Raw genomic sequence first — 18,207 nt, forward strand, 5'->3', positions numbered from 1 at the left:
TAACGGAAGAACCTGTTCAGCCAGTTGTTCCTGAAGAAACAGCCATGGCTGAGGAACCTTTCACGTCAGTTGAAACAGAGCCGGAAGCAGTTGTAAATTCGACTGTTGAAGCTGGTTTTGAAACGGAACAAACGGCTATTCCAGAAGCTACCACGAAAGAAAAGATCAGCTATGGAGAAGTAAAACGCCAAAAACGCCAAAAAGAAGATAAAGTAACTCGCAAAATTGTTTTCTTTGTTGTTTCAGCCTTAGTAATTGTTGGTTTAGTTTTAGGGCTAACTTTTTGGAGCTATGTTCAGTCTGGCTTGAAACCGTTAGATACTGACAATAAGCAGTTAGTTCAAGTTGAAATTCCTAGCGGCTCTAGTAATAAAGAAATTGGTGAGATTTTAGAAAACGATAAAGTAATTAAAAGTGGAATGGTTTTCCATTTTTACACGAAATTTAATAATTTAACCGATTTTCAAGCTGGTTATTATCAAATGGCACCTAATATGAGCTTAGATGATATTAGTCAATTGCTACAATCTGGTGGTACGGCAGAACCAGTTGATATTGCTGATGCGAAAATCACGATTCCAGAAGGTTATGATATTTCACAAATTGCAAGTTCAATTGAAGAAGCTACCACTAAGAAAATTAAAGCAGCTGATGTTAAAGCTTTAATGAATGACGATGCCTTTTTCCAAGAGATGTTAGGAAAATATCCACAACTATTAACCAGTGTTTCTCAGGCAGAAGGCTTACGTTATCGTCTGGAAGGCTATTTATTCCCAGCCACTTACGATTATTATGCAGCAACTAGCACGTTAAAAGGCTTAGTTGAACAAATGATTGCTAAGAGCGATGCGGTTTTACAAAGTTATTATGAACAAATTCAAAATCAAGGCTATACTGTTCAAGAAGTATTAACGCTAGCTTCTCTAGTTGAAAAAGAAGGCGTTGAAGATGCGGATCGTCGTAAGATTGCGCAAGTTTTCTTAAATCGTTTGGCGCAACAAATGCCACTACAATCTGATATCTCTATTTTATATGCCTTAGATACTCATAAAGAATTTGTTACTTTAGAAGATTTAGAAGTTGATTCACCTTATAACTTGTATAAAAATCAAGGTTATGGCCCTGGTCCGTTTAACAATCCAAGTGAAAATGCGATTCAAGCTGTTTTAAATCCTGAACCGAATGATTACTTGTATTTTGTGGCGGATGTAGAAACTGGTCAAGTTTACTTTACTGGAACTTACGAAGAACATATGGAATTAGTTGAAAAATATGTAGATAACAAGAAAAATGAGTAAAGACTGTTTACTTTTATAATAAGACGTGGTAATCTTTTGTGGAATTATTCTTACAAAGGATTACCATTTACCTTTGTATTCTTTAATAAATCCTTGGCAGCGCTATTTCTAAGGGAAAGTAGTCAAAGTTAAAGAAAAAAATACTATTAAAAAATAGTTACTAAACATTTGGAAGAAAGATCAAGGGTCCAATAAAATTTATCAGCTATGTTAAGCTTCAAGAATATCTTTAAGCTTATGGACCAAATAAAGAGGAGATTTGAATCATGGTAGAAAAAGTTTTTCCAATGACATTGGAAGGAAAAGCCAAATTAGAAGAAGAATTAGAAACATTAAAAACCGTAAAACGTGGTGAAATTATTGAACGGATTAAAATTGCCCGTAGTTTTGGTGATTTATCTGAAAACTCAGAGTATGAATCGGCTAAAGATGAACAAGCTTTTGTAGAAGGCCGCATTACTACTTTAGAAAGTATGATTCGTTTTGCCCAAATTATTGATAATGACGGTGTTGATGAAAATGAAGTTTCTTTAGGTAAAAAAGTGACTTTCATTGAATTACCTGATGGCGATGAAGAAGAGTATACAATTGTCGGCAGTGCGGAAGCAGATCCTTTTGCTGGTAAAATTTCTAACGACTCACCAATTGCCCATGCTTTAATTGGTAAAAAAATTAATGATGAAGTAACAATTACAACCCCTGGTGGTGAAATGAAAGTTCGCATTGTTAAATTAGAAACAATTTAAGTTTAATGAATAGCTAATAGGGTGGGACAGATAGTCTTTAACATCCGTTAAATCTACTTTACAAGAAGATAACGGATGGTGACTAATGGCCTGCCCTTGTTTTTTACATAAGGAAAGGCTGAGTTCGTTTGAAATCACGCATTTTCTAGGACTAAAGTCTAATGAAAAAAATTCAAATAAAGAGTATAGTAGTACTAGTAAATTAAGGCGAAATTTAATTTCGTTGGTTATTAGGAGGGGGAGCTGTTATGAAAAGCTCATTTCGCTTGTTTGTAGTTATTGAATTATTATTATTAATTTTTGGTATTTACCAAATTGTATATAATCCTGCGCTTTTGATTTTGTTAATTTTTGGTATTTTTAATATTTATCATGTTTTAGCTAAGAAAAAAAGACGAAATAACTTTAATAATTTTCAGTTAGTTTTAGGTGGATTTTCAATTTTCATGAGCTTGGTGAGCAGTGTTGCCTTTTGGATGATGCTTGTTTTTGGTATCTTGTATATCGGCTTAAAAGGAATTGAAATTTCTGGCACGGATTTAACTAAACAATCTTTTTGGCGTAGAAAACAAATGATTATGGTTGATGTGGAAGAGGCAGGAACTTATTCAGCTAGTCGCCAACAACAACAATGGTTTGGCAATCAACGAATTGGTAATGAAGTTTATGAATGGGACGATATCAATATCAACTTAATTGCTGGTGATACGATTGTCGATTTAGGAAATACTTTATTGCCTAAAGATGATAGCGTGGTAATCATTCGTAAAGGTTTTGGACGTACTAGAATTTTAGTACCTGCGGGTATTAGCATTCAATTACAACATTCAACTTTATATGGTACAGTTAGCTTTGATGAAGAAACAACTTTATTAAAAAATGAAAGTATCCGCCTGTACACTACGGATTACGATGAAAATCCTCGTCGTTTAAAACTGTTAACGAATAGTTTGGTTGGTGATGTTGAGGTAATTCGCGTATGATGAAAAAAATTTCCCAACCAATGCTGACTGCTTATACAATTTTTAGTACATTTATCCTTATTATTTTTATTTTGTTTATGTACTTTTACGCTAGTGGCATTGAACAATGGTGGTTGGAGATTTTTCGGCAAAGAGTTTTTGCTATTCCAATTATTTTTTATATTGTTTTGATGTCCGTTTGTAGTGGCTTTGTTACATGGCTGTTGAATTCTTTTTATCGGAAAATGCTATTTGGTAATATGGAAGAAAAATTGCGTTTATTAGCTAGTGGTAATTATGAAAGCCCTCGCTTAATTGAAAAATTTAACGATGAAAATAATCTTTATCTGGCTGAGATGGATCGTGATATTACACGGATTCAAGGGAAAATGATTGAAATCTCACGAGAGTTGCAAATGCTAAATGCGCGGCCGCAAGTGCTTGATGGGCAGACTAAAGAGGATATTTTAGAAGGAGAACGTCAACGTTTAGCTAGAGAGCTGCATGATTCGGTTTCTCAGCAATTGTTTGCTGCGATGATGATGTTATCAGCGATTAATGAAATGGCTAATCAGGAAGAAGAATTGGCGGGTTTCCGGCAACAGTTGGCAACTGTAACAAATATTATTAATGCTTCTCAATCAGAAATGCGGGCCTTGTTATTACATCTACGGCCAATTAATTTAGAAGGTAAGAGTTTACGTCAAGGGATTGAGCAATTATTAAAAGAATTACAGACGAAAATTCAAATTCAGTTAAAATGGGATGCTGAAGATGTTTCTTTACAAGCAAATATTGAAGATCATCTTTTTAGGATTGTGCAAGAATTACTTTCCAATACGCTACGCCACGCAAAAGCCAAAGAGTTAGAGGTTTACCTACATAAAGTTGGCCCTAATGTTTTGTTGCGAGTGGTAGACGACGGAGTTGGCTTTGATGTATCAGAAAGCCGGGCAGGTAGTTATGGCTTAAATAATATCCGAGAACGGGTAGCCGGCGTTGGTGGTACGGTGAAAATTATTAGTTTTAAAAACCAAGGAACGAGTGTTGAAATCAAAGTTCCGTTATTAGAGGAGGATAACGATTAATGATTAGGGTGTTGTTAGTTGATGATCACGAAATGGTTCGTTTAGGAGTCTCTTCTTACTTATCAATTCAAAGTGATATTGAGGTAGTTGGTGAAGCAGAAAACGGTCGGATTGGCTATGAAAAAGCTTTGGATTTGCGACCAGATGTGATTTTGATGGATTTAGTGATGGATGAAATGGATGGTATTGAATCTACGAAATTAATTTTGAAAGATTGGCCAGAAGCTAAAATTATTATCGTTACTAGTTTTATTGATGATGAAAAGGTTTATCCAGCCATTGAAGCAGGTGCTGCTGGCTATTTATTAAAAACGTCAACTGCTAGTGAAATTGCTGGAGCGATTCGGGCGACTCAAAGAGGCGAGCGGGTTTTAGAGCCTGAAGTAACCAATAAAATGATGGAACGCATGAGTCGTAAAAATGAACCTATTTTACATGAAGATTTAACAAATCGTGAGTTGGAAATTTTACTTTTAATTACGCAAGGAATGAGTAATCAAGAAATTGCTGATGAATTGTTTATTACTTTAAAAACAGTTAAAACTCATGTTTCGAATATTTTGTCTAAATTAGAAGTTGAGGACCGGACGCAAGCCGCGATTTATTCTTTTAAACATGGTTTAGTTAAATAATATTACGCAGGTTATAAGTTCAGCTATCGTAGCTAGTCTTATAACCTGTTTTTTTCATAATTAGTAAAGCTATCTTGGTAGTTTTTTTTAGTTAGCTTTGCTATACTTGGGTTTAGTAATAATTAGAGGCAGTTAAGGAGAGAAAAAATCAGTATGTCAGCTAAGCAGAGTTATGCCATTATTGGATTGGGGCGTTTTGGAGGAAGCATTTGCCGCACCCTAGTTGAATCGGGACAGGAAGTTTTGGCGATTGACAGCAGCGAAGATCGCGTCAACGAATATATGAATATTGCTACTCATGCGGTAGTAGCTAATGCCCAAGATGAAATGGCTCTACGGTCATTAGGAATTCGTAATTTTGATCATGTAATTGTAGCGATTGGTGAAGATATTCAAGCTAGTATTTTAGTTACCTTAATGGTTAAAGAAATGGGTGTTCCTAACGTTTTAGCGAAAGCTCAAAATGAATACCACGCCCGCGTGTTAGAAAAAATTGGCGCTGATCGTGTCGTCCATCCAGAAAGAGATATGGGAGAACGAATTGCTCATAAACTAGTTTCTAAAAATATTTTAGATTATTTAGAGCTATCAGATGATTTTACCTTAGCCGAAGTTTCAGTAAGCAATGGCAAATTTTATGACCGTTCCTTATTAGAATTGAACTTCCGCCAAAGATTTAGCTTAACAGTCGTCGCTATTCGCCGCAGTAACGGCGAAGTAGTCGTTTCACCTGACGCCAACGAATTTGTCCAAAAAGACGACCACCTATTAGTCATCGGCGAAATCAACGACGTTGAACTTCTAGACGAAAAAATGAACCAGTGAATTTAAAAGCGGAGCGGGCTCGTTCAGCTCTTGAGTAAAGTGCATAAAGAAATTATAGTGGCGTTTTTTGTCGCGAATTTTTTCTTCACTTTATCGAATGGTGCAAAGCTTCGCAACTGGATTAGATAAAAAGCGGAGAAGCTTGTTCTGCACATAATGTATTTCAACGAAAAGAAGGTGCTAATTTTGAAAATTACAGTCACTGAAAAAGCCTTGCAATGGTTTCAAAATGAATTAGTTATTGACGCTGGGCAAGGCGTACGCTTTTTCGGCAAAGTTTATGGTTCTACCAATGTTCACGAGGGCTTTTCTGTAGGTTTAATGATTGAAATGCCTGAAGCGCCGATTTATCAAGAGGTGATTGCTGGTTTGTTGTTCTTTATTGAAGCAGCCGATGAATGGTTTTTCCAAGGATATCAAATAGCTGTTGATTATGACGAAACTTTAGCAGAACCTAAGTACACTTTTTTTACTGAATAAGAAAAATAGATTATTAAGTTTTTAAGAAGAGCTGAGATTTTTAAGGGCAACTCTTCTTTTTTTTATGAGGTTTGTTATAATAGATTAGAGTTTAAGCATGATTACTTTATAAGGAGCGGTAAAATCGTATGATATCAATTGTGGTCCCTTGTTATAATGAAGAGGCAACCATTCCACTTTTTTATCAAGAAATGGAAAAAGTTCATCAAGAAATTGCCGATGAATTTGAATATATATTTGTAAATGATGGTTCAAAAGATAAAACTTTAGAAGTTTTACGGAATTTAGCGAAAGAGGATCCAAAACAAGTTCGTTATATTTCTTTTTCACGAAATTTTGGTAAAGAAGCTGGTCTTTTAGCAGGTTTAGAAGCAGCAACGGGTGAGTTAGTGACTGTTATGGATGCGGATTTACAAGATCCGCCAGAGCTGTTACCACAGATGATTGCGATGTTAGCGGCTGATCCAGAGTTAGATTGTGTTGGCACACGCCGAGGCGATCGTGAAGGGGAACCAGTGATTCGTAGCTTTTTTGCTAAGCAATTTTATAAACTAATTAATAAAATTGGTCAAACAGAAATGATTGATGGCGCTCGTGATTTCCGCTTAATGACGCGGCAAATGGTGGATGCTATTTTGGAATTGAAAGAGCATAATCGTTTTTCAAAAGGTTTATTTAGCTGGGTAGGTTTTAAAACCGAGTATTTGTCTTTTGAAAATCGTGAACGAGTAGCGGGAACCACTTCTTGGTCTTTCTGGCAATTGTTTAATTATTCGATTGATGGCATTATCAATTTTTCAGATGCGCCATTGAATATTGCTTCCTTCGTAGGCTTTTTCACTTGTTTAGTGTCAGGAATTGCGATGATTTTTATTGTAGCACGGGCATTACTATATGGCGATCCAACCAGTGGCTGGCCTTCAATGGTTTCGATTTTCCTTTTTGTAGGTGGGTTACAACTGATGTGCTTAGGAATTATCGGTAAATATATCGGTAAGATTTTTTTAGAAACGAAAAATCGTCCCGACTATATTATTAAAGAAACTGAAAAAACTGCAAAAAAATAAACAAAAAGACAAGCCAGCGAATTGCCGCTGACTCGTCTTTTTTAGTTTAATAACCTTTTGTTAAATCAACTTGATTTTTAACTAAAGTTCCTTCTGTTAAATAACTTTGTAAATTTGGCAAGAAGATATCCATAAATTTACGTTGGAAATCTGCCGAAATCCCTGAAATATGAGGAGTAATTAGCACATTATCCATTTGCCATAAAGAACTGTCAGAGGATAACGGTTCTTTTTCAAAAACATCTAATGCGGCAAAAGCTAACTGTTTGTTTTGTAAAGCTTGTATTAAATCCGCTGTGTTTACCGAAGGACCACGGCCGACATTAATAAACATGGCTGAATTTTTCATTTGTTGAAAGAAAGCCAAATCAAAAAAGTTTGTCGTTTCTTTAGTTAAAGGCAGACAATTAATAACAATATCTACTTCTGAGCTGATTGCTGAACTATTGGGCAAGGGATAAGTAGCTGTAAAATTCGGAACGCTATGACCTGTTGTATTTACGCCATAACTGCTTACGCCGAAAGCTTGAAAACACTGAGCGATTTGTTGGCCAATTTGCCCAGTACCTAAAATTAGCGCCTTTTTACCTGCTAGTTGTTGAAAGCTGCCTGCTTCACGATCCCAAATTTGTTTTTCTTGGGCGTGAATAGCGGTAATTAAATTGCGATAGTAAGCTAAAATCACTCCGAGTACATGTTCGCTAATCGCCAAAGTATGAATTCCGCTACCGTTAGATAATAGGTTGTTTTTTTCGGTAAAAGTTGTTAAAGGTAAAGTATCTACTCCCGCTGAAATTGCTTGAACCCATTTTAAGTGACTGTCAGCAGCTAAGAGGGCTGTGGCAAAGGTCGGATTCCAACCAACTGAAATTTCCACATCAGCTAATTCTTCTGGCTGCAACTGATACATAATCCGATAGTTAGGGGCGATTTTGCTGATTTCTTTGATAAATTCACTGCGAAAATTTCTTTGTAAATAAATGATTGGTTGAGGCATAACAAAACTCCTTCCTGAATTTAAGAGGGCAAGTCTTCTGGTGGTGCGGGTTTAATCACTTGCATAAAGATAAACATTGAAACTAAAGTAATAAAAATAGAAATATCAAGATTAATTGGTAGTAATAAAATCACAGCAGCAACTAAAACTGGAAGTGTTGCAGTGTAAATGACCGTTTTAAATATTTTAGAGAATTTTAACGGTGTGCGACGCAGTGCCGTGTAGATTTTTCCACCAACAGCTGCTAATAACAATGCCCAAATTAATTGCCAAAAAGCTTGATAAAGTACGATAGCGAAAAATAAAAGATAAAATTGCCAGCTTAATCCTTGGGAAAGCGTAGCTTTTAAATGTTGGCTATCGAAATTTTGAAAATAACTGTCAGAATAAGGCAGTTCAATGGTATTAGTGCCTAAAATAGCTAAATATTCTTCACCAATATCAGCACTGAAAACCAATTGATCTTGCAAAATACCAATGCTGAATAAATTGTTGGAAAAATCATTGATAACATCTTGCTTCTTACGTTTGCCTTCAGGATCGAAAGTGAAATTAAGCCAGTCAGTTTGATAAATAAAACCTTCCGCGTCCTCCTCTAAAACAATTTGATTGTTTTCTAAATGGAAAGCAGGGATCTCAGCCGCAATTTTTTGATTCTCTTGTTGAAATTCGTTGAGTTCTTGAAAAACACTTTTGGCTAAAGGTAAACTTAAAATCAAACTTAAAAAGATAACATAAAGAAAAGCTCTGAAAAATGAACTGTTTTGAGCAGCTTTTAAATCTTGTGGTTTTTGGAAAGCCCGTTTAAATAATTGACGATTGGTTAACAATAGTAAAGACTCCTTTAAAATAGGTAATGTCCTAATTCTAGCTAAGGCAACTGGTAATTACAAGGGAACATTAAAGAATTTTGAAAATCATGGCAAAATTTAACAAAGTGACGTATGATAAAAAGAGCATTTATACAATTTGAAGGGAACATCAACATGAAATTATTACTTGCGGGTAAAAAGAAATTGGAAGAATTAGGTTACTGGGAGGCGTTCTCCTATCTTTTTTTTGGTGGGGTAACCACTGTTGTGAATATTGCCGTTTTTAGCTTATTACATTACACGTTAACGATTGATTGGATGATAGCTAATACGGTAGCGTGGTTTATTTCGGTATTGGTGGCTTTTATTACTAATAAACTATGGGTTTTTCAAACGAAATCAGAAAATCTAAGCCATTTATTATGGGAGTTTGTTAAGTTTGTTTTTTATCGAATTTTATCATTAGGAATTGATAATGGTGTTATGTGGCTATTTATTGATAAGCTTGGTTGGTCAACTTTTATCGTCAAAATTCTAGCACAAATTGTGGTGGTGGTAGCTAATTATGCCTTTAGTAAGTTATTTATTTTCAAAAAGGAATAAATCTTTTGGTATTTGTAAGCATATCTTTTGAGCTATCTTGTAAATTTTGTTAAGCTAAAGATGTAGTTAAACAACGAAATGAATGAGGGGGATTTTAAAATGACTTACCAATTACCTGAATTACCTTATGCTTATGACGCTTTGGAACCTTATATTGATGTTGAAACCATGCATTTACACCATGATAAACATCACAATGCTTATGTGACTAATTTAAACGCAGCCATTGAAAAACATCCTGAACTTGCTGATAAAACAATTGAAGCTTTAGTAGCTGATTTAGCTGCTGTTCCTGAAGATATTCGTGGAGCTGTTCGTAATAATGGTGGGGGTCATGTCAACCATACATTCTTTTGGGAAATTTTAGCACCAAATGCTGGTGGTGAACCAACTGGTGCCATTAAAACAGCGATTGATGAAGCTTTCGGTAGCTTTCAAGCTTTTAAAGACCAATTTAAAGCAGCGGCAACAACTCGTTTCGGTTCAGGCTGGGCTTGGTTAGTTGTTGATCAAGGTAAATTGGCTGTTATGTCAACTGCCAATCAAGATTCACCACTATCTGAAGGCAAAACACCGGTTTTAGGTTTAGATGTGTGGGAACATGCTTATTATTTGAAATATAAAAACTTACGCCCTGACTATATTGACGCTTTCTGGAACTTAGTTAATTGGGATGAAGTTAACAAACGTTTCGCAGCAGCAAAATAAAATTGTAATTAAGTAAAAAGGCTCAAGTCGTGAGCCTTTTTTTTTATGGTTATTTTCGCTATAATGTGAATAAGTTTTTTCCATTAAATAATAAGGAGTTATATAACTTATGCAACTATATAAAGTCCATGGCTCTGAAAATGATTTTTTCATTTTAGATCAGCGACAATTTTCTGAGAAACTTTCAGATGGAACGATTGATGAATTACGACAAGCTATCTGTCCTCGTACAACTGGTTTATTAGGCGGGGCAGATGGAATTTTATTAGTGGAAGCCACTACTGATCAACAAACTTTAGCGCAAATGCGGGTAATTAACAGTGATGGTAGTGAAGCCAGCATGTGTGGCAACGGCTTGCGAACGGTGGCCCGCTATTTAGCTGAAAAACATCATTTGACAAGTTTTAAAGTTAAAACAATGCATGGGGATTTAAGCGTTAGCCAGGCACCAGCAATTTTTAATAAAATTGCTACGTATCAAGTGGAAATTTCGCCAGTTAGTTTTGAACCGACAGCCATCCCTGTAAATTTACCTTCAGGCCAGTATCTTAATCAAGTGTTACCAGAGCTTTCAGAAACGTTACGCTTTTCGATTGTTGCTGTTCCTAATCCTCATTTAATTACTTTTGTCAGTCATGAAGTCTTGGAAAGTGATTTATTAGAGAAAATTGCCAGTAAAGTGAATCAGGAAAATGCTTTATTTCCAGATGGCGTAAATGTCAGTTTTGTTGAAATTTTAGAGGAAAATCGACTTTTTGTGCGGACTTATGAGCGGGGTGTGGGTTTAACTAATGCTTGCGGAACTGCTATGAGTGCTAGTAGCTTGATTTATGCTTTGCTGCAAGGCGCAAAATTCGAACAATTAATCACGGTGGTTAATCCGGGTGGCTTGGTGCAAACGCGAGTTCATCAGCGAGCAAATGGTAGCTATTGGATGGATTTAATCGGTAATGCGACAGTTACCCACGAAATAACGGGTGAATTGGCAGATTTTCTAAAAAGCGAAGTTAATTTACTAAAATTGAGAGAAACCCATGAACAAAGGGATTATCAGCAGTTTTTAGCTGCAATCGCCAGTGCTGTTGATTGCTAGCCCTGGTAGAATCAGCTATAATAAACGAGTGGAAATCAATCCGCTAGATATTATTTTGGAGGCTGTGAGTGCGTATGAAACAAGGAACGGTTAAATGGTTTAATAATGAAAAAGGCTTTGGATTTATCTCGATTGATGGACAAGAAGATGTATTTGTTCATTTTTCAGCAATTCAAGGAGATGGCTACAAATCTCTTGAAGAAGGTCAAGCAGTTGAATTTTCAATTGTTGATGGCGTTCGGGGACCACAAGCTGCAGACGTTGTTAAACGCTAATTAAAGAAATAATAGGTGGCAGGAGTAATTTTTTTGCAGTGATTACTTATTGCACCTATTTTTTTGTAAAAAATAACAAATGTAATAACTTTTAATCGAAAATGACGGGAATTTCATAGCTACAAGTTATAAAAATGTAAGGTCATATTTATCTTTTTTGTTACAAGAAAGCGTCTTTCTTTACAATAAGATTAAAAAAATCTATAGAAATTTGTGATTTTACGGTTTTAATTGAATTGTAATTCTTTTTTTGGTATCTTTTGATAAGTGGAGTTAATTCTTCACTTATTTTAATTAAATAAAAAAAGTCAGTGTCTCCATGACTTTTAATAATCTTAGCTGTTAGATTTTGTTTTTTAGAAAAAATCTTTCCGCTGCTTGAATAGGGAGTTTAATTTATGCGTATCTGGCAAAAAATTGTCTTAGGCTTTACTTTTTTAATCTTAGTACTTGTTACAACAGGAACGGTTTATTTTGCTAAGTTTCTTAGTGACACAAGTCAAACGATGGCCAATATTTATGTGCCGGTTGAACGAATTGATGCACCACAACGAGATATTGATTTTTCTCAGCTAGAACCTTTTTCAATTTTACTATTAGGGGTTGATACTAATAGCGAGCGTGAAGGCGATGGCGATGGCGGTAGAACGGACTCAATGATTGTTGCTACCATTAATCCTGGTAAAGAGCAAACAACATTAGTTAGTATTCCTCGTGATACTTTAGTTTATATGGACTACGATTATGATGGCTATACAGTTGGCTGGGATAAAGTCAATTCGGCTTATGCTTATGGTGGCGAAGCTTTAGCAATTCATGTAGTTGAAAAACTATTAGATATTCCGATTGATCATGTTGCTACTGTTAATATGGATGGCATGATTGAATTAATTGATGCGGTTGATGGTATTGACGTAGATAATCAATTTACTTTTGAACTTGATGGGGAGTATTTTGAACCTGGTATGCAACACATGAATGGTCGTCGTTCTGTTATGTATGCCCGCATGCGTTATGAAGATGAACGTGGCGATTATGGTCGACAAGAGCGCCAACGAGAAGTTTTAGGTAAAGTTTTTGATAAATTGAAATCAGTAGATATTATTACTAAATATCAAAGTTTATTGGAAGTTCTTAGTAAAAATGGACAAACCGATTTAAGTTGGCAACAAATCGAGCCACTGCTTGATTATCTACCAGCCTTAAAGAACTTTACTAGTGATCAATTACAAGGTGAAGATTATATTGGTGATGGCGAAACTGGCATGGAAGAAATCTCTTACCAAAAAGCCAGTGAATATGAGCTAGATCGCGTTCAAGCCTTATTAAAAGATCAATTACAACAAGTTGAATAATTAAAAGTAAGCTGAAGTGAGTTATTACTTCAGCTTATTGCTTATGGTTAAAGAACAAATCAAGGCAAACGCTTTTAAGATTAAGCAAAATAGTGTATAGTAATAAATGTGAGATCTTGCTAATTGGCTAAATGAGTTAATTGAGCAGACAAATAAAGTTAAACATTTAAAATGAATCAAGAGCAAAAATGAAGATAAGTTCTTTAGACTTATCTAGTTTTATAATAAGGATGTGGCGAAAATGAAATATATTAATGATTTAAACTTGAAATGGGCAGTAACTGATTTAGCTGAAAAGGAATTTACTTGTGGCTATTGTGAAGAACACAATCGTTCTGACAAAGGTATGGTTCTAATTGAAACAGCTAGCGATGAATACCATCAAGAAGGCGGTATTTACATTTGTGCACACTGTAAAATGCCAACGTTTTTATGGGAAGATATGCAAGTACCTGGCGTTAAAATCGGTAGTAAAATCAGCGAAGTTTCTAGTGAAATCACAACTTTATATGATGAAGCTCGCTTAGCTTATTCGGCAGGTGCTTATACTGGAGCGGTTTTACTTTGTCAAAAAATCTTAATGAACGCCAGTGTTGAATTGGGAGCAGAACCTAACTTATCATTTGTTGATTATGTAGATTACTTAGATGAAAATCACTATGTGACAGCGAAAATTCAAACATGGGTGAATCGTTTGCGTTTAGAAGATTCTGAAGAAAGCCATGAAATTGCAATTAAAACGAAACAACATGCGGCTGACTTGATTAAATTCTGTGAAATGGTTATGAAAATTAACTTTGAATATCCACGCTTATTGGAAGGTTTACAAATTGAAGAGGCAGAACCTGAAACAGATTTTGAAAACGAATCAGAGAATGATTTTGAATCTGTATTTTAAATAAAAACGTAGTGAGGGAGACAAGAATTTCTTGTCTCCCTTACTTTTTTGCTTTTAAATGAGCAAAATCAACGCTAAAATTTGCATTTGCATTTCTCTTAAACACTGAATGAGCTATTTCTTTGTTAATTTAACTACGACTTCACAGCGGGCGGTTTGCGGGAACATATCTACGGATTGTAAGTAATCGACTTGGTAGAGTTTGGTTAATGCTACTAAATCTTTTGCTAGAGTCGAAACATTACAAGAGATATAGACAATCTTTTTCGGTGCTAGTTGCAACAAGGTTTGTTTCAGTTTTTCATCTAAACCTGTCCGTGGGGGATCTACCACCACGCCATCAGGCCGGAAGCCAGCTTTTTGCCACTGGGGTAAAATAACTTCGGCAGCACCGGTTTCGTAAAAAGTATTTTGATAGCCTAATTTTTCTGCATTGTGATTGGCATCAGCGACGGCTTGAGGAATGATATCCATGCCGCGAACTTCCGCAACTTCTTTGGCGAAGCTTAAGCCAATTGTTCCAACGCCGCAATAAGCATCAACAATTTTTTCGTTTTTTTGCGGCGCTAAGGCTTTAATCGCTTCTTGGTAAAGGACTGCAGTTTGTTGCGGATTTAATTGGAAAAAGGCCCGCGGGGATAATTCAAAGACGACTTCATTAATTTGTTCGGTAATGGCTTCTTTTCCCCATAAAAAGATGGTTTCATCTCCCATAATTAAAGAAGTTTTTTTCTCCTGGATATTTTGCATAACAGAAACAACTTCTGGTAAGCGTTGGCTAATTTCTCTAAGCAAAGGATTGATTTGCGGAATTTTTTTTGTGTGAGAAATCAGAACGACTTGAACTTCACCAGTTTTAATGCCAATTCGCACCATGATTGTTCGCAGAATCCCACTGTTTTTGTGTTCATCATAAATTGGAATATTATATTTATTTAAAAGTTGTACGACCGTATTCATGACTTTTTGGGTAGTTTTTTCTTGAACCAGACAATCATTAATTGGCACTAATTGGTGACTGTTGGGTTGATAAAGGCCGGCTTCAATTTTGTTTAATTGTTGGTTTTTTCTTAATTGAAATTGGGCTTTATTACGATAATGATAAGGTGTTTCCATACCAAGAGTAGGTTTAATCGAATAATTTTGATAGCCATTTGGTTTAAATTTATTCAAGGCTTGTTTTAATAAGTCAGTTTTAAACGCCAATTGTCCTTGATAATCAAGGTGTTGCAACTGACAGCCACCGCAAGTTTCGTAAACACTGCAAGGGGGCGTAACTCGTTGGGGACTTTTTTTCAAAATATTTAATAAGCGTCCTTCGGCGAATTTCGGCGTGACTTTAGTGATTTCTACTTGGACTTGCTCTTTTGGCAAAGCTAAAGGGACAAAGATGATTAATTTTTGATAATAACCGATACCTTCGCCGTTAATGCCTAGTCGTTTAATTTGAAGATTAATTTTTTGTGATTCTTTTAAGTTGACCATTGTGAATCCTTTCAGTAAATAAATATTTTTTTAAAGAAAAGGTTAGTTTTATGAATAACCTGCTTAATTTTTGAGAAATAATCGTAACTGTGGTTATTTTAGCACAGAATCTTTTTCATTCATAATTTCTTGTGGTAAAATATGTAGAATATACGTTCGAAAATGGAGCTGAGAAAATGCTAACAGTAGAAAAAGTTGCTAAAGGTAAAGGGAATTTCTATATTGTCACCTTCTCCAACAAGGAAAAAGTACAATTGTCAGAAGATGCTTTTGTAAGATATCGCTTATTAAAAGGCCAAGAGTTGACAGAAGAACGTTTAAAAGAAATTAAAGCAACAGCAGGTTATGATTTAGGTTTACAGTTGGCTTATCATTATTTAAGTTATCAAATCCATACTGAAAAAGAAGTCTTTACTTATTTGAAAGAAAAAGAAATCAGCTTAGCCGATAGTAAAAAAATAATGGAAAAGCTACGAGAATTGGCTTTAGTGGATGATCGGCGCTTTGGTGAAAACTATGTGCGTACGCAAGTCCGTTTAAGCGACAAGGGACCGAATTTTTTAGCTCAACAATTACGGCAAAAAGGCTTGAAACCAGAAGATATTGAAGCTGGCTTAGCTTTTTATCCATTATCTGATCAGTTAGAAGTTGCTTTAAGGACTGCTGAAAAGATTTTGAAAAAGCAACGAAATAAGAGTAGTCGCGAAAGATTTCAAAAAGCCAAACAGCAATTAATGCAAAAAGGTTTCTCGCAAGAAGTGATTAATGAGGTTTTAGCAATTTTAACAGAAGAGCCTAATCCCGAAGCGGAATATGAATCGCTGGTTTTTCAAGGGGATAAATTATGGCAGCGAAATCAACGTTTAGAAATCAGAAAGCGTCAGCAAAAAGTCAAACAGAGCTTATACCAAAAAGGCTTTTCTTTTGAGTTGATTCAGCGTTATTTAGAGGAGAAAGTAGAATTTGATGAATAAACAGCCGTTATGGCAAACGTGGTCGGCCGAAAAAGTTAGTGATTTTCAGATTGATTTTTTAACTTGGTATCAAAAAAATAAACGGACTTTACCATGGCGAATAAATACCGAGCCTTACCGCATTTGGATTTCGGAAATTATGTTGCAGCAAACTCGGGTGGAAACCGTGATTGATTATTTCAATCGCTTTATGGAGTGGTTTCCGACAATTGAAGCTTTAGCTGCTGCCCCAGAAGAACGCTTATTGAAAGCTTGGGAAGGTTTAGGCTATTATTCACGCGCCCGCAATATTCAAGCAGCCGCGCAACAAATTGTTGAAACATACGGCGGGAAAGTTCCTTGTCAGCTGGTGGAAATTCAAAAATTGAAAGGTATCGGCCCTTATACCGCTGGCGCAATCGCCAGCATTGCTTTTGAGCTGCCAGAACCGGCGATTGACGGCAATGTTATGCGAGTAGCCAGCCGCTTATTTGCTATTGATGCCGATATTGCTAAAGCCAGTAGTCGTAAAATTTTTGATGAAGCAGTCCGCACCGTGATTAGTCATGAAGCGCCAGGGGATTTTAACCAAGCTTTTATGGATTTAGGGTCACAAATTTGCACGCCGAAAAGTCCTAAATGTGAAATTTGTCCGCTAATCAGTTATTGTTTTGCCTTTGAAAATAATTGTCAGCCGGATTTTCCGGTAAAAACTAAGAAAATGAAACCGAAAGATGTTTATTTAGTGGCGGGTATCATTGAAAATAATCAAGAAGAAGTCTTGTTAACTCAGCGGCAAAATAAAGGCTTGTTGGCAAATTTATGGACTTTTCCTTTAAGAGAAGTCAGTCAACCGGAATTTAATGAATTGAAAAATCTTTGGGGGCAAAATAGTGAAGCTGAATTTCAGCTACCTTTAGTGGCGGAAAATGCCGAACCTGAAATTTTTGCAGAATTACCAGTTATTTGGCAAAAACAACATTATCCCGAAGTCACACATATTTTCACCCATTTAAAATGGCATGTCTTGCCTTTTTATGGACGAGTAGCAGCGAATTTTCCTTTCGGTGAAAAATCAGAATGGTTGTCAGTCGAGCAATTTACCGATTTTACTTTTCCAAAAATCCAACATAAATTATTAGCTAGTTGGCAAACAAAAATAGATTAACTTTGAAATAAAATACCTTTACTAGCTAAGGAAAAAATAAAGAATATGCAATAAAAATTCATTCCTTTAAACAGAGTAGTAGGCAAAGAGTAATTTTATTGATATAATATCTATGATGTCGGTGTGATAGCACCCAAACAAAATGCAGTCGACGATACTGCTGAGGGAAGGGTTACAATGCGAATTCCTAAAGAAGGAGAGTTTGTAGCGATTCAAAGCTACAAGCATGACGGCAATTTGCATCGAACGTGGCGAGATACTATGGTATTGAAAACGAGTGAGCATTCCCTAATTGGCGTTAATGACCATACGTTAGTTACAGAATCCGATGGTCGCCGTTGGGTCACTCGCGAACCAGCAATTATTTTCTTCCATGAAAAATACTGGTTCAATATAATAGCAATGATTCGTGAAAAAGGAGTGTCTTATTATTGTAATCTAGCATCACCTTACCTTTTAGATGAGGAAGCAGTTAAGTACATTGATTATGATTTAGATATCAAAGTCTTTCCTGATGGTGAAAAACGTCTTTTAGATGTTGATGAATATGAATTTCATCGGAAAACAATGCATTATCCTAAAGAAATTGATTATATTTTGAAGGAAAATGTCAAAATTCTAGTGGACTGGATTAATAACGGTAAAGGACCATTTTCCGAGGGCTATATTCATATTTGGTATGATCGTTACAAGCAATTGTCGAAAAAATGATAAAAAGTCGAGAAATTTCTCGGCTTTTTTGTTTTTTTCTTGTCGGTAACA

Annotated in this window: 20 protein-coding genes; 17 read left to right on the forward strand and 3 right to left on the reverse strand. The window is 35.6% G+C overall.

Going from position 1 to position 18,207, the window contains the following annotated elements; all coding sequences use genetic code 11:
- The first annotated feature begins 44 nt into the window (after positions 1–44).
- The 8 genes from mltG (at position 45) to M2139_RS03630 (ending at position 7,098) form a co-directional block, all read left to right on the forward strand.
- Positions 45–1,298 (forward strand): endolytic transglycosylase MltG, encoded by a 1,254-nt coding sequence (gene mltG / locus M2139_RS03595; protein WP_280737359.1) that lies wholly within the window; start codon positions 45–47, stop codon positions 1,296–1,298.
- A 266-nt stretch (positions 1,299–1,564) separates the two neighbouring features.
- Positions 1,565–2,044 carry a transcription elongation factor GreA gene (gene greA / locus M2139_RS03600; protein ID WP_280737300.1) on the forward strand — a complete coding sequence of 160 codons (480 nt, stop codon included), beginning with the start codon at positions 1,565–1,567 and terminating at the stop codon, positions 2,042–2,044.
- 248 nt (positions 2,045–2,292) lie between these two features.
- A complete protein-coding gene (gene liaF / locus M2139_RS03605; protein ID WP_280737301.1) occupies positions 2,293–3,027 on the forward strand; it encodes a cell wall-active antibiotics response protein LiaF in 735 nt (244 codons plus the stop codon).
- Positions 3,024–4,094, forward strand: coding sequence for a sensor histidine kinase (locus M2139_RS03610; protein WP_280737302.1), 1,071 nt, complete (start codon positions 3,024–3,026; stop codon positions 4,092–4,094). Before liaF ends, M2139_RS03610 begins: the two co-directional genes overlap by 4 nt.
- The gene (locus M2139_RS03615) at positions 4,094–4,726 is read left to right on the forward strand and encodes a response regulator transcription factor (protein ID WP_280737303.1); all 633 of its coding nucleotides are present in this window, start codon (positions 4,094–4,096) and stop codon (positions 4,724–4,726) included. The genes M2139_RS03610 and M2139_RS03615 overlap by 1 nt, the downstream gene beginning before the upstream one ends.
- 153 nt (positions 4,727–4,879) lie before the next feature.
- On the forward strand, positions 4,880–5,551 hold the full coding sequence (locus tag M2139_RS03620; protein WP_280737304.1) for a TrkA family potassium uptake protein: 672 nt from the start codon (positions 4,880–4,882) through the stop codon (positions 5,549–5,551).
- 186 nt (positions 5,552–5,737) lie between these two features.
- Positions 5,738–6,031 carry an iron-sulfur cluster biosynthesis protein gene (locus M2139_RS03625; RefSeq protein WP_280737305.1) on the forward strand — a complete coding sequence of 98 codons (294 nt, stop codon included), beginning with the start codon at positions 5,738–5,740 and terminating at the stop codon, positions 6,029–6,031.
- Between the two features lie 128 nt (positions 6,032–6,159).
- On the forward strand, positions 6,160–7,098 hold the full coding sequence (locus tag M2139_RS03630) for a glycosyltransferase family 2 protein (protein ID WP_280737306.1): 939 nt from the start codon (positions 6,160–6,162) through the stop codon (positions 7,096–7,098).
- 46 nt (positions 7,099–7,144) lie between these two features.
- Here M2139_RS03630 and M2139_RS03635 read toward each other — a convergent pair whose 3' ends face one another.
- Both M2139_RS03635 and M2139_RS03640 read right to left on the reverse strand, forming a co-directional pair.
- Positions 7,145–8,095 (reverse strand): phosphoglycerate dehydrogenase, encoded by a 951-nt coding sequence (locus M2139_RS03635; RefSeq protein WP_280737307.1) that lies wholly within the window; start codon positions 8,093–8,095, stop codon positions 7,145–7,147.
- A 20-nt stretch (positions 8,096–8,115) separates the two neighbouring features.
- The gene (locus tag M2139_RS03640) at positions 8,116–8,925 is read right to left on the reverse strand and encodes a DUF1189 domain-containing protein (RefSeq protein ID WP_280737308.1); all 810 of its coding nucleotides are present in this window, start codon (positions 8,923–8,925) and stop codon (positions 8,116–8,118) included.
- A gap of 156 nt (positions 8,926–9,081) precedes the next feature.
- Between M2139_RS03640 and M2139_RS03645 the strand changes: the two genes are divergently transcribed.
- From M2139_RS03645 to M2139_RS03670, 6 genes are all read left to right on the forward strand, one after another.
- On the forward strand, positions 9,082–9,510 hold the full coding sequence (locus tag M2139_RS03645) for a GtrA family protein (protein ID WP_280737309.1): 429 nt from the start codon (positions 9,082–9,084) through the stop codon (positions 9,508–9,510).
- A 99-nt stretch (positions 9,511–9,609) separates the two neighbouring features.
- Positions 9,610–10,218: a superoxide dismutase gene (locus M2139_RS03650; RefSeq protein ID WP_280737310.1), complete on the forward strand. Its 609-nt coding sequence runs from the start codon at positions 9,610–9,612 to the stop codon at positions 10,216–10,218.
- A gap of 109 nt (positions 10,219–10,327) precedes the next feature.
- Entirely contained in the window at positions 10,328–11,311 is a 984-nt protein-coding gene (gene dapF / locus M2139_RS03655) for a diaminopimelate epimerase (protein WP_280737311.1), read from the forward strand.
- 74 nt (positions 11,312–11,385) lie between these two features.
- A complete protein-coding gene (locus M2139_RS03660; RefSeq protein ID WP_280737360.1) occupies positions 11,386–11,586 on the forward strand; it encodes a cold shock domain-containing protein in 201 nt (66 codons plus the stop codon).
- A gap of 398 nt (positions 11,587–11,984) precedes the next feature.
- Entirely contained in the window at positions 11,985–12,941 is a 957-nt protein-coding gene (locus M2139_RS03665) for an LCP family protein (protein ID WP_280737312.1), read from the forward strand.
- Between the two features lie 241 nt (positions 12,942–13,182).
- Positions 13,183–13,839: a hypothetical protein gene (locus tag M2139_RS03670; RefSeq protein ID WP_280737313.1), complete on the forward strand. Its 657-nt coding sequence runs from the start codon at positions 13,183–13,185 to the stop codon at positions 13,837–13,839.
- Positions 13,840–13,953: 114 nt separating this feature from the next.
- On the opposite strand, the gene rlmD is transcribed toward M2139_RS03670, so the two are convergent.
- Positions 13,954–15,324, reverse strand: coding sequence for a 23S rRNA (uracil(1939)-C(5))-methyltransferase RlmD (rlmD, locus tag M2139_RS03675; RefSeq protein ID WP_280737314.1), 1,371 nt, complete (start codon positions 15,322–15,324; stop codon positions 13,954–13,956).
- Between the two features lie 176 nt (positions 15,325–15,500).
- Here rlmD and M2139_RS03680 point away from each other — a divergent pair, with 176 nt between their 5' ends.
- From M2139_RS03680 to M2139_RS03690, 3 genes are all read left to right on the forward strand, one after another.
- A complete protein-coding gene (locus M2139_RS03680; protein ID WP_280737315.1) occupies positions 15,501–16,298 on the forward strand; it encodes a RecX family transcriptional regulator in 798 nt (265 codons plus the stop codon).
- Positions 16,291–17,445 carry an A/G-specific adenine glycosylase gene (gene mutY, locus M2139_RS03685; RefSeq protein ID WP_280737361.1) on the forward strand — a complete coding sequence of 385 codons (1,155 nt, stop codon included), beginning with the start codon at positions 16,291–16,293 and terminating at the stop codon, positions 17,443–17,445. The genes M2139_RS03680 and mutY overlap by 8 nt, the downstream gene beginning before the upstream one ends.
- Positions 17,446–17,622: 177 nt before the next feature.
- Entirely contained in the window at positions 17,623–18,156 is a 534-nt protein-coding gene (locus M2139_RS03690) for a DUF402 domain-containing protein (protein WP_280737316.1), read from the forward strand.
- Positions 18,157–18,207 lie beyond the last annotated feature (51 nt).

It is taken from the genome of Enterococcus sp. PF1-24 (assembly GCF_029893325.1).
Lineage (GTDB): Bacteria > Bacillota > Bacilli > Lactobacillales > Enterococcaceae > HY326.